Origin of the sequence: Paenibacillus sp. 22594, assembly GCF_052044425.1 — a bacterium.
Classification (GTDB): domain Bacteria; phylum Bacillota; class Bacilli; order Paenibacillales; family Paenibacillaceae; genus Paenibacillus_AQ.
The window spans coordinates 138,829-151,378 of sequence record NZ_JBQENA010000003.1 but is presented as its reverse complement, the minus strand read 5'-3'; the positions used below and the strand labels follow the sequence as shown (position 1 = coordinate 151,378).

Annotated in this window: 13 protein-coding genes; all 13 read left to right on the top strand. The window is 47.2% G+C overall.

Features of this window, described 5'->3' with window-relative positions; all coding sequences use genetic code 11:
• Positions 1–124 precede the first annotated feature (124 nt).
• The 13 genes from ACTJKB_RS11450 (at position 125) to ACTJKB_RS11390 (ending at position 12,542) form a co-directional block, all read left to right on the top strand.
• Positions 125–568, top strand: a complete 444-nt coding sequence (locus ACTJKB_RS11450) for a glycosyltransferase family A protein (protein WP_440834057.1) — start codon at positions 125–127, stop codon at positions 566–568.
• A 105-nt stretch (positions 569–673) separates the two neighbouring features.
• Positions 674–2,752 (top strand): DEAD/DEAH box helicase, encoded by a 2,079-nt coding sequence (locus ACTJKB_RS11445; protein ID WP_440834056.1) that lies wholly within the window; start codon positions 674–676, stop codon positions 2,750–2,752.
• Complete coding sequence (locus ACTJKB_RS11440; protein ID WP_440834054.1) at positions 2,749–3,627, top strand: ComF family protein; 879 nt, start codon at positions 2,749–2,751, stop codon at positions 3,625–3,627. The genes ACTJKB_RS11445 and ACTJKB_RS11440 overlap by 4 nt, the downstream gene beginning before the upstream one ends.
• Before the next feature lie 168 nt (positions 3,628–3,795).
• Complete coding sequence (locus ACTJKB_RS11435) at positions 3,796–4,203, top strand: TIGR03826 family flagellar region protein (RefSeq protein WP_440834053.1); 408 nt, start codon at positions 3,796–3,798, stop codon at positions 4,201–4,203.
• A 106-nt stretch (positions 4,204–4,309) separates the two neighbouring features.
• Positions 4,310–4,597, top strand: a complete 288-nt coding sequence (flgM, locus tag ACTJKB_RS11430) for a flagellar biosynthesis anti-sigma factor FlgM (protein WP_074111271.1) — start codon at positions 4,310–4,312, stop codon at positions 4,595–4,597.
• Between the two features lie 12 nt (positions 4,598–4,609).
• Positions 4,610–5,110, top strand: a complete 501-nt coding sequence (locus tag ACTJKB_RS11425) for a flagellar protein FlgN (RefSeq protein ID WP_440834051.1) — start codon at positions 4,610–4,612, stop codon at positions 5,108–5,110.
• Positions 5,111–5,168: 58 nt separating this feature from the next.
• Positions 5,169–6,764, top strand: a complete 1,596-nt coding sequence (gene flgK / locus ACTJKB_RS11420; RefSeq protein ID WP_440834049.1) for a flagellar hook-associated protein FlgK — start codon at positions 5,169–5,171, stop codon at positions 6,762–6,764.
• A 14-nt stretch (positions 6,765–6,778) separates the two neighbouring features.
• A complete protein-coding gene (gene flgL, locus ACTJKB_RS11415; RefSeq protein ID WP_440834048.1) occupies positions 6,779–7,696 on the top strand; it encodes a flagellar hook-associated protein FlgL in 918 nt (305 codons plus the stop codon).
• Positions 7,697–7,711: 15 nt separating this feature from the next.
• Positions 7,712–8,278 (top strand): DUF6470 family protein, encoded by a 567-nt coding sequence (locus ACTJKB_RS11410; RefSeq protein WP_440834046.1) that lies wholly within the window; start codon positions 7,712–7,714, stop codon positions 8,276–8,278.
• A gap of 125 nt (positions 8,279–8,403) precedes the next feature.
• Positions 8,404–8,850, top strand: a complete 447-nt coding sequence (gene fliW / locus ACTJKB_RS11405) for a flagellar assembly protein FliW (RefSeq protein WP_440834045.1) — start codon at positions 8,404–8,406, stop codon at positions 8,848–8,850.
• 1 nt (position 8,851) lies between these two features.
• A complete protein-coding gene (gene csrA, locus ACTJKB_RS11400) occupies positions 8,852–9,094 on the top strand; it encodes a carbon storage regulator CsrA (protein WP_440834741.1) in 243 nt (80 codons plus the stop codon).
• A gap of 245 nt (positions 9,095–9,339) precedes the next feature.
• Complete coding sequence (locus tag ACTJKB_RS11395; protein WP_440834044.1) at positions 9,340–10,590, top strand: flagellin N-terminal helical domain-containing protein; 1,251 nt, start codon at positions 9,340–9,342, stop codon at positions 10,588–10,590.
• Between the two features lie 143 nt (positions 10,591–10,733).
• Positions 10,734–12,542 carry a motility associated factor glycosyltransferase family protein gene (locus ACTJKB_RS11390; protein ID WP_440834043.1) on the top strand — a complete coding sequence of 603 codons (1,809 nt, stop codon included), beginning with the start codon at positions 10,734–10,736 and terminating at the stop codon, positions 12,540–12,542.
• Positions 12,543–12,550 lie beyond the last annotated feature (8 nt).

The window sequence follows — 12,550 nt, the reverse complement described above, 5'->3', positions numbered from 1 at the left end:
TCTGCTGCAGTCAAAGTATTGTTTGAGTCTGCAGCATATTCGAAGGGAAGTACAGTCTGCTCTGGGCAGTCACCGACCTTTTATAACCGGCATATATTGTCGGTATAAGAGGAGGTGTATCTCCATGGTAGCCCAGTTAATATGGATTGCGGCCATCTATGCTTTTGCGGTAGTGTTGGTTCATATGCTGAGTAAACGGGAGAAATCCCGGCAGGGTAGCCAGTCCGGCAAACGGCTTCATTACATTCTCATTACCCGTAATCATGAATTTGTAGTGGAATGGTATATCAGAACGCTGACCTTCCATTCATTACTAAGCGGAAAGATGCTGCAGGTAACCTTGATGGATGATGGATCCAGTGATGCAACGTTGGACGTAGCTGTTCGGCTTGCCCAGAACGGTTCTGCACTTGAATTTGTTCCGGCTATGCCGGCCTGTTCCTTTGAAACGGATCTAAACCTTCAATCTGGAATCATAGTAGATTTACGGGGGACCGGACAATTGGTGCCGCTGCCTTTTCTGCAAATGCCGTGGAGCAGGGGATGCAGATCAAAGCGAGGCGAATAATCATAACATATGCAAGCAAAGCAAGAAACGGGTGAAGCACACTCTTCAGAAATGGGGAAGTGTGCTTTTTTGTGTTGTCCAAACAAATTTTAGGAGGTGTAGCAGGTGCAGGCAGCAGTATATGCGGTAGAGCTTGAAGGAGACTGGAGTATGTGGGTTTCACTCCATATGAATGTTGACAGGTTATGGTGGAGCGGTACAGGGGGAGAAAGGGGTGGGTGGAATAATAATGAAGCGGACAAGCTGGTGCTCCTCTCTTCGGCGCTTCCTCTTGGTTGGGCGGTGAAGCTGAGGGAGCACTGGGATTCCTCCCGGGCAGCGCGGCAATGGCAGGAGGCGGACTGGGGGAGATATATGGCTGAGGTGCTCAGAGCTGAAATTGACGTGGAGAGAAGATGCGGCGGCAGCTGGAATGTGGGCGGACTCTGTAAAGAAGTCTCCTTCCTCGCTTCATGGAAGGAGGAGGAGAGAACGGCTGGATACAAGCAGGGACCCTTCATTGACAAGGAAAAGTATCAATCAGATATGGGCAGTGAGATGGGCATATGCGGGGCTGCTCTTGGAGCTGCGGCAGAGCAGTTGCTGCAAGTACTGGATGGCCGTTCATTACTCCAGCCTGAAGTCGAAGCGCTTCTAGAGGAGCAGCTTCCTGGACTAGCTGGGCAGTGGCGGGCGGCAGCTCAGCTCTGCCATTTGCAGGGGCGGCTGAGTCTAGAGGCCGCTGTTGGCGCAGCCCCTGCGCTTCGCAGCGCAGGGGCATGGCCCACGGCGCGCGGTGCCTCTGTGCGCCTGCTTGGCGCAGGCCGGTTCCCTGCGGTCACCGGCCGCCTCCTGCGCGCTGCGGCGCTCCGCCTGCCGCAGATGCGCCTGTTCCGGCGCGGCACGGCCGCCCGCCGCGCGGAAGAGCGCTGCCTGCGCTGCGGCAGCGCCGCCACGGGCCGCACGGCCTGCGCCGCGTGCGGCCTTGCGGGCTGCGCCTATTGCGAGGCCTGCCTCGCACTCGGGCGCAGCCGGGCTTGCGCGCTGCTGCTGCGCAGCGCGGCTTCTCCGGCCGTGCGTTGCACGGCCGGGGTTTCCCCCACCGTGGCGGCACGCCGGTGGGGGCTTAGCGCGGCGCAGGCGGGGGCCGCCGGCGCTGCGCTGGGGTTCCTGGCGGAGCCGCGGCAGCGCTCCGCCGCCCGGAGCCCAGAGCGGTTCCTGCTCTGGGCCGTCACGGGAGCGGGGAAAACGGAGATCACGTTCCCGCTCCTGGAGGCAGTGCTCGCTGCCGGAGGCCGTGCGCTCGTCGCCACGCCGCGGCGCGACGTCGTGCTGGAGCTGGCACCGCGGCTCGCAAAGGCGTTCCCGGCGGAGACACTCGCCGTGCTGTACGGCGGCAGCGCAGACCGCTGGACCCACGGCCAGCTGACTCTGGCCACAACCCACCAGCTGCTGCGCTTCTACCAGAGCTTTGACCTTGTCATCATCGATGAGCTCGATGCCTATCCCTACCACAACGATCCTATGCTGGCCTATGCGGCAGAGCATGCCTGCAAGCCAGGGGGTTCGTTCATCTACCTGTCTGCTACACCGCCAACGGATTTGCAGCATTTAGCCCGCGCAGGTAAGCTGCCGCATGCCAGGGTACCAGTCCGCTTCCATGGTCATCCGCTGCCGGTGCCCCGGCATGTTGGGATGTCTTCCGTCCATGTTTGCCTGAAGCGGGGAGCGTTGCCCGGAAATCTGCTGCAGGCACTTCGCAGATCCTTTGCGCGTAAGGCACAAATTTTTCTGTTTGTGTCGCGAATAGCCCACATCGAAGGATTACTGGCTCTTCTCCGCCAGGACTTTCCCGGAGCAGCAATTGAGGGCACCTCTTCCCGGGACCCGTCAAGAGCGGAGAAGGTTGAAGCTTTCCGCGGCCGCGCAATCTCACTTCTCATTACCACGACAATCCTCGAACGGGGAGTTACCGTTCTCCGCAGTGATGTTTTTATACTGGATGCGGACAGCAGCCTCTTCGATGAAGCCTCACTGGTCCAGATGGCTGGAAGAGCTGGGCGCTCCAAAGAAGATCCGGCCGGAACCGTTTTGTTTTTCTCCCCACAATGGACTAAATCGCAACGGGGGGCAGTTACACAGATCCGAACGATGAATACCATTGCCCGCAGACAAGGGTACATCAACAAGGGAGCGGGGTTATGAACTTGATGAGCACATGGTTCCATATAGCCAGGTCTCTGCTTGCTCCTTCCGCCTCGGACTGCCTCATATGCGGCAAACAGACTCAAGTCACATCAGAGATTCCAGGGGTTTGCAAGAGCTGTCTGATCTTGATTCCCTGGATTCGTAATCCGCGCTGCTCCAAATGCGGCCGCCATGTGGGCTGTCCGGATTGCAGCCGCAGCAGCGACCCGGTTCCGATAATCTGCAACCGCAGTGCGGTAGCCTACACAAGTGTAATGCGTGAGGTTCTTGGCCGGTATAAATATAGAGGGGACGAGCGTCTGGCCCCCGTACTCGGTCTGATGCTGGACCGGGCATATATGGTCCTCCAAGCAGAGCGGGGGCAGCCGCAGCTCGATGTAGGCTCCCGGCAAATCCATTCGAAGCTTTCTACTACCAAAAGCAAAAGCAAGCGTATCAGTCGTGCCAGCCTGTGGCAGGCAGATCTGCTGATTCCTGTTCCCGTAAGTGACGCCCGGCAGGCAGAGCGTGGGTTCAATCAGGCCGAGCGGCTGGCGGATGTTCTGTCCAGATGTAGAGGGATTCCCCAGCTGCCGCTGCTGGTCCGCACCCATCATACCGGCAAACAAAGCTTCAAAAGCCGAGCAGAACGGCTGGCGGATATGAAGCGTGCTTTTGCAGTCAATCCGGATCCGGCCACTGGAGCACAGTTTTCCCATTGGCTTGAGTCACATGGACGTCAGACTCAGTCACAGCCTTTGCAAATCGTCATTATTGATGATATCTACACGACAGGAAGTACGATCAGGGCTTGTGCTGAAACTATTCATGTATTAACCGGCAGGCTAGGCTGCACAGCGGAAATTTACAGCCTGACGTGGGCACGTTCGTGATTCTGCCTTAATCTAAGCAATGTTTCAGTATTTATTTGTAAAACTAATATAAACATTGCGCCTTAATAGCCGATACTAATGATAGACGAAGCTTCTGCAATCATGTAATCTAGGAGCATAAGATATTATACGCTGCACAAAATGTATGGAAGGGAGCCGCTGCTGAAAATGAATCTAGACAATTGTCCACGGTGCGGCCGGTTATACGTTAAAAACATTATGGAACTGTGCCAGCCCTGCATTAAGGATTTGGAGCATCAATATGAAACCTGCGTGAATTATTTGCGCGAAAACAGAGGCACTAATATTCAGGAGCTGTCCGATGCAACGGAAATTCCGATTAAGGAAATTACTCGTTTTATTCGGGAAGGCCGAATTTCTATAGCGAATGCGCCGAATATGATGTACCCTTGTGAAGTTTGCGGAACCTTGATCCGGGAAGGACATATGTGCGACAGCTGCCGCAGCCGTCTGCGCAAAGATTTGACCAATGCAGTGAAAGAAGCTGCTCCGGCAGAACCCTCCAAAAAGTCAGGGGAAGGCGCATATCGGGCCGTTGACAAGATGCGTGAATAATTAAATCTGCAAAATAACGCTTGCAGGTATAAAGAATGTTTCAAAGCTGGCCGATAAACTTAGTAAAGATTATCGGCTTTTTTATATTAAAAGGAAGGTGGAAGTTATGAAAATTAACGAGACCGGACGTATTAATGCGATTAACCCGTATCAACGCAGCGCGGAATCGCCTAGACAGGAACAACTGAAGAAAAGCACACGCAAGGATGAGGTTTCGATCTCAGATGAAGCGATAAAGCTATTGCAGGCACAGAAAAGTGGAGAAGTTGACGCCGAACGTGCAAGCAAGATTGAAAGCTTGAAACAGCAAGTTTCCGCAGGTACCTACCAAGTTGATGCAGCCAAGCTCGCAGCCACACTCGCCCCCTACTTTAAGCAATCCTCCGAGAATTAGGTGAAGACACCCATGCCATTGACAACATTGCTGGAATTGCTTGAGCGGCTGGACGAAGCACATATTCAAATGCTGGATCTGGCCGCTTTTAAAAAACAGACGATTATGGATAACAAGGTGGATGGTCTAATTGACATCCTGAACCGGGAATCCAAGCTAATGAAGCTAATTGAGCAGCTTGAAGGGCAGCGTGCGCAGGCCGCATATGATTTTCTGCAGGGGGTCGGGATTCGTTCCAACCTGAACCTGAACCTCTCAGAGCTCTCACGTCTTGTATTTGATCCTGAAGACAAGTCGCGGCTGCTGCATATTCAGCAGAAGCTTTCAGGCACACTACACCGCTTGAAGCAGGCCAATGAGCTGAATCAGAAGCTGATTGAGCAGTCGCTTACCTTTATAGATTATTCCCTGGATTTGCTCGTCGGAAGACCGAACCAGGATTTTACTTACCATCATCCGTCCGACAAGGGCAGTGGCTCTACACGGCCGGGTATTTTTGACGCACGCGGATAGACAGTTTATCTTGTGCAGGCCGTTCTGATGGAGCAACCACAAGGGAGGAACCAGTAGCATGACATCTACATTTCACTCGATTGAGACGGCAAGACGAAGCCTGTTCACACAGACCGCTGCGCTCAGCACAACCGGACACAATATCGCTAACGCCAATACGGAGGGCTACACCCGCCAGCGCGTGAACATGAAGGCCGCTTCTCCTATTGAAGCATACGGTCTTACTAATTCTACTGTTCCTGGCCAGATGGGTACCGGGGTCGAGTTCACTTCCATCGAGCGTATCCGCGAGATGTTCCTGGACGATCAATACCGGGGAGAGAACTCCGCCAGCGGCAACTGGAGCATCCAATCCGATACACTGGACAAGCTAGAAGCCATCGTGAATGAGCCTTCGAATACGGGTATTCGCACAGTACTGGATAATTTCTGGAAGTCCTGGTCGGACCTCAGTAAGAACCCGGAAGATCCTACAGCCCGTAAGATTGTTGTACAGACTGCAGAGTCGCTCACGGATGCGATGAACTATATGAGTACGCAGTTGAGCAATCTGGATCGGGATCTCAGTACCAATATTGATGTCAAAGGAAAACAGGTTCAGGGCTATTTGAGCTCTATCGCTGACCTGAATCAATCCATTGCCAAAATCGAAGGCATGGGTGATCACGCCAATGATTTGCGGGATCAGCGTGACCTGATGACAGACAAGCTGTCCAAGATTGCGAACATTACTGTTCTGGAGACCGATGCCGGCTATAATATATCGCTTGGGACCCGGCAGCTGGTTCAAGGACAAGCCGTTACTGCGACTGTGGACAGCGCGTTTCTCAACTCTGCTTATGCCTCTGGGGATCTCAAGGCTGGAGAGGCTTACGGAATGATCTTTTCCAGCAAAACCTACGTCGCGGATTATAAGAAACAGTTGGATGATATGGCCAATACAATCGCCAATGGCGAGGTGAAGGTTACGATTCCTGCGGGTTCAACACTTCCGGCTGGCACTACGGTGTTCAAGGATTCAGAAATTGTTAATGCCGATGGAACCAAAACTACGCTTCTTGCCGGTGCTGCGGTTCCTATCCCATTGACAGGTGATTTGAAAACTACAGTCAAGGGTCTGAATGGCCTTCATCAGCTGGGGTATGCGATGGATGGCAGCACAGGCCGCCCATTCTTTACACCATCAGTGGCCGGAGAAGCGATCACCGCGAGCAATCTTCGGCTGAATCCAGAAATTGCTGCAGATCCTTCCCTATTCGCTACTTCTCTCCGCGCCACTACAGACACTGCCGGAAAGGTATCGGTAATTAAAGGAAACAATACACTGGCACTTTTGTTCAGTAACATGAAGGACAACAATACGTTCACTACAGCGGATGGTATTAAGAGCGGCACTATCGGATCATATCTCAGCTCCATGGTGGGGCAACTGGGAATTCAATCCCAGGAAGCTACACGTCAGACGAGTAATGCCGATTATCTGGTGGAACAGGTGAATTCACGCCGCCAGTCTGTAAGCGGAGTGTCCCTGGATCAAGAAATGTCGGATATGCTGGTATTCCAGCATGCCTATAGCGCTGCTGCGCGGTTTATGACGACCTATGACGAAATGCTCGACAAACTAATTAATTCTACCGGCACCGTCGGCAGATAAAGGAGGAACAACATATGTTGAGGGTAACCTCCAATATGATGAATTCACAGCTGCTGCTTAACCTGAACCGCAATGCGCGTACTATGAACGATACCCAGCTCCAGCTGTCCAGCGGCCGCAAAATTAATAAGCCCTCTGATGACCCGGTTGGGATTACTTACTCCTTGCGTTACCGTGCCGAGTTGTCTTCGAATGAACAATACACCAAAAATGTAGACAGCGGGCTGTCTTGGCTTGATTATAACGACACCGTACTGGGACAGGCAGGAGATGTGGTTCAACGTCTGCGAGAGCTTACCGTAAAGGCTTCCACAGGAAGTAATCCGCAGTCGGCTTTGGATAGTATTAATGAAGAGGTTTTGCAGCTCAAAGAACAACTCGTGGATATTTCTAACAGCAAACTGAACGGGAAATATATTTTTAATGGTGAGCAATATACAACCAAGCCATATGATTTTGCTAAAGGTTCCGATGGTACCTATGACACATCTACCCCTGTCACTACAGACAATGGACAGATTCAGTATATCGTAGGTGAAGGGGTACAGCTGCCTATAAATATGACTGGGAATGATGTTTTCGGATATACGGGCGATTCTGATAATCTGTTTAATATTATTAATAGTATTTCTGCCAGTTTGAAAACAGGGGATATTACCGGAATTTCTAATCAGCTGGACAAAATTGATTCGCGTCAAGAAAAGATTTTGTCAGCCCGTTCGGAAATAGGTGCCAAGACTAATCGCGTTGAATTAATGCAGGAACGCCTAAGTGATCTGAATATTAACCTGACAGATCTGCAGGCTAAGACAGAGGATGCTGATTACGAGGGACTAATTATGCAGTCGAAAATTCAAGAGAATATCTATAATGCTTCTTTATCTGTAGGAGCCAAGATTATTTCTACAACTCTCGTTGACTTTATCAGATAACGGAGGTGGTTCTCCTTGCTGCAGCCTATTCTGAAAATTCGACAGACGCCAGCAATCATCGGGATTGATGCTGATTTAGGCGTGTTCTCCATAACCCAGCCTAAGGCTGAAGTGAATATCACGACTACACCTGGAGAGTTAAATGTTCAGTCTTCACGTCCTGATCTGACGATTGATCAGACCAGGGCACGCGCTGCATATAATGGAGGCAGTGTATTAGACATGAACAAAAGAATTTATTCCGGAATTCAGCAACTGTATCTTCAAGCCATTGCGCGCAGAGTAGAGCAAGGAACTCGAATGGCCGAATTTTTCAAGCCGGGTAATACAATTGCGGAAGTGTACGGAATGGATACCGAACCTAATTCATTTCCCGAACCATGTGGTCCGGCATCCTATGACAATGTGGACATTCATTTTGAGACGAGAGCCCCTGAGATCAGCTTCCGGGCGGCACAGGTTGATATTCAGGTGGAAAGGCATCGTCCAGAGACAGAGTATACACGTGGGAAGCTGGATATCTATATGCAGCAGTATGCATCGGTACAATTTATTCCACCGGAATTGAATGTTCAAACGTAAGGATATAAGCTATGGAAGTGCCAGAGAGCGCTTCTATAGCTTTTGTGTTATCTAATATAATTTTATATTAAAATCTTTACGAGATAGCTGGTTTTGCTGTGCAGAACTTTTAAGGAGTGAATAACTTGATTATAGAAACACTTTCAATGGGCAAACTTGAAGTAAATGAAGATCAGATTTATCATTTTCCTAAGGGTATTCCAGGCTTTGAAGAGGAGACGGAGTTTGCCCTAATTAAGATGAGTGAGTCCCCTTTCTGGGTGTTGCAATCATTGAAGGAGCAAGAGCTTTCCTTTTTGCTGAGTGATCCATTTGTCTTTTATCCATCCTACGAATTTGAACTACCTGATGATGAAGCAGAGGAACTAGGAATAGAATTGGATGTGCTCGTTCGCTGTATTATTACATTGAAGGAACAAATAGAGACTTCTACCATTAATCTTTTGGCGCCAATTGTATTGAATCCAACCGGATTGACAGGTAAACAAATTGTGCTCCACCATGCAGCTTATCACACGAAGCACAGCCTGCTGCAAGAGCAGCCAGTAATAGACGGAAAGGATGGTGGATGATATGCTGGTGCTGTCCCGCAAAAAAGGAGAGACCATCGTTATTCAAGACCAAATTGAACTGACGATCCTAAGTGTGGATGGTGACACTGTAAAGGTTGGTATCTCAGCCCCCAAACATGTGGATATTTTTCGTAAAGAGGTATACCTCTCTATACAGGAGTCTAACAGGGAGTCTGTGGCTCCACAGCAGTCTGAATTGAATGCACTGATTCATCGGCTTCGTAGACCACAAAGCAACGAATAACATCTAATTAAGGTACATAGAGGGAGTATCCCAGCAGCCGTTTCCATAGCTGTGGGGGATACCTCCTCTTTTGTTTTGGAGAAATCCCGCATATTTTCTAAAAAACTTTTGAAATGCTCTAAACAGTTGGGCACAAGCAGTCGATATATGTATTAGGCACTGAGCCGGCAGGGCGGCCGACCTTAATGGCTTAGCGCTTACCACATGGATGTGGAACTAACTTAATTTCAGGGAGGAAATATCAAATGATTATTAACCACAATATCGCGGCGTTGAATACTCACCGCCAACTGTCTGCTAACACTGCTAACACTAACAAAAATATCGAGAAATTGTCTTCTGGTCTTCGCATCAACCGTGCAGGTGATGACGCTGCTGGTCTGGCAATCTCCGAAAAAATGCGCGGCCAAATCCGCGGTTTGGATCAAGCTTCCCGCAACTCGCAAGACGGCATTTCCTTGATTCAAACAGCTGAAGGCGCACTGAACGAAACTCACAGCATTCTGCAACGTATGCGTGAACTTTCCGTTCAATCTGCTAATGACACAAACACAGCTGGCGACCGTAGTGAGCTTCAAAAAGAAATGGATCAATTGAATTCGGAAATTGACCGTATTCAATCAACAACCCAGTTTAATACTAAGAACTTGTTGGATGGTTCCATGGGTAGTGCGGTTAATGCTGATGCGGCTAATGTTAATAAGAACGGTGCAGTGACATTCTCTGGTACTGCTCTAGCTCTTACTACTAAGCTTACAGCCCTTGAAGACAAGAATGGTAATGGTTTAGGTATTACTTCAAATGACTCAATTACTATCTCTTATGTCAAAGACGGAACGACTGTTACTAATACTTTTGCTGTTAGTGCTGCACTGACGCTTGCTGCGGTGGGAACAACAGATGGAGCTGCTAATGATGCTAACATGGCATTAACTCTGAGTACTGCTGGAGCTGTAGTGACTGCAGCTGCTGCCGGAACAGCAGGAGCTGTTAACGGTCTCACAATAACTGTTAAAGATGCTAGCGGTAACGTTCGTACTGCTGCAACTAATGCACTCTCCTCATTCTCTGAAACCACTGCTGCAGTTAACAAGAGAACTGATGGAACAGCGAATTTCCAAATCGGTGCTAACACAGGCCAAACAATGAATCTTTCGATTGAAGACATGGGTGCCTCCGCACTTGGTGTTAAAGGATTGCAAATTTCAACACAATCCCAAGCGACAGTTGCAATTAAGGTAATTGATCAAGCGACTCAAAAAGTCTCCAGTGAACGTTCTAAACTGGGTGCTGTTCAAAACCGTCTTGAACATACTATCAATAACTTGGGAACAGCTTCCGAGAATTTGACTGCAGCTGAATCACGGATTCGCGATGTAGATATGGCGAAAGAAATGATGTCTCAAACTAAGAACAACATTCTTGCTCAAGCAGCTCAAGCAATGTTGGCTCAAGCAAACCAACAGCCACAAGGTGTGCTTCAACTGTTGAGATAAAATGTAGTATTAACTCAGTTTTATTTAGAAAAGGATGCAATATTATAGAAGGTATGGCCCCACATAGTGGGGCCATCTTTCTATACAAAACAATACTAAGCAAAATTAATAATTAATATTTAGGTAAATAAGGAGACCACCGCATGATGTTATTGAATAGAAACATTGAAGTTCTATCTCGGAATGCTGATCACTGGATATGTGAGCAAAAGGAAGCCGATTTTCGTCATGACTTATTTATTAAAGATAGTGAAGATAACGAAATCGTTATTAATAATAACCAAACTCTGTTGATGAAGAAAGAGATTGATAAATCGAGTTTACCCAATCCATTAAAAAGAGAGCTTATATTTGTAATGGGTATTAATTCTGTAGAAGAAATTGAAAAGCTAATTCAAACCATGAGTAAAGAGTCTTTTCTGATCATTATTGAACCTAACCCCATCTTCTTTAGTTATGCATTGAATAAAAGGGATTTATCGTTTTTTGTGAATTTCAATGTGATCCTCTTTGTTGATGAGTTGAATAACCTATCTATTTTTTTGGATAAAATGTTTTCGACGACTCTTGTCTATTATCTTAAGAGCATGAGGTTTTATTTCACATATTTTTATAGAAATTATGCTGTGGATAAATGTACCTATTTGGTAAGGGCAGTTAAGGAGACGGCAAAATATAAAGCAATGCTTTTCGGGAACTCTATTGAGGATAGCTTGTCGGGGTTTAGACACAATATGAAAAATCTACCATATTTAGTACATTCAAAAGACGTTTCTCATTTGAAAAATCTTTTTAAAGACATACCAGCAATAGTAGTAGCAGCTGGCCCATCTCTTAATAAAAATATAGAACAATTAAAACGGCTTACATCAAAGGTTGTTATAATTGCTGTAGACACAATTGTCCAAAGACTTTGTGAAGAAGGGATAATTCCAGACTTCATTTGTTCGATTGAGCGTGAAAAAGAAACTTACACCTATTTTTATGAGCAAAAAAACTATCCTGCTGAAATAACACTTATATCTCCCCTTCTTCTTTATCCTAAAATTTTCGAGGAGTTTAAGGGGGATATTATTATTCCAATGCGAGAGAACGTAGGGGAATATGTCTGGCTTCAAGAGACCTTGGGATTAAAGGGTGATAATTCAATCAGCATTGGTTTATCTTGTGCACATGTTGCTTTTGGATTTGCAGAACACATAGGCGCGTCCCCAATTGTATTGCTGGGTCAGGACCTTGCTTTTGGAAATTCTGAAGAGGAATCACATGCTGGAGGAACAATATACGATAATAAAGAGTTCACTAATGAAGTGTTTTCTACAATTGATAAAACTTATACTGAAGGTTATTATGGGGGAACAGTCCATACAACAGATATTTGGATTAATTTCCGTAAGTGGTTTGAAATAGAGATTTTCAATGAGAACATAGTTGTTATAAATGCCACTGAAGGTGGGGCTAAAATTGAAAACACCATCCAAATGAGCTTAATAGAAGTTGCTCAACAATACTGTTCAAATGATATAACACCAGTCAAAGAAGTCATGGATAGTGTGGGAAAATATCCTCTAGATAAAGTGCAAATGAAATTGATCTTGAAAGAGCAAAAAGATCTGTTTATCAGTATGAAAACTGAATTTGGGGAACAATTAAACATTATCAAGGAATTGAATATTAATGACCGTTTATCTGAAAAACAATTGTTGAAAGTGTTGGGTAAGTTAAGCAAAACAGATGTGCTTTTTGAGAAGATAAAGAATGATTGGCTTTTACGTCATAATTTACAACCGATAATGATGAGTTCTTTTTGGAATTTGTATGCGATAGAACAAACGTTATCGTCATCCAATTTAATTGCGAACAGAGATATCCAAATCGAATTTCTCACAGTCAGTGTTTTTGTCCTTGGGGAAATCATCTCTATTATTGAGGATAGTTCAAATAATCTTTAAAGGATATT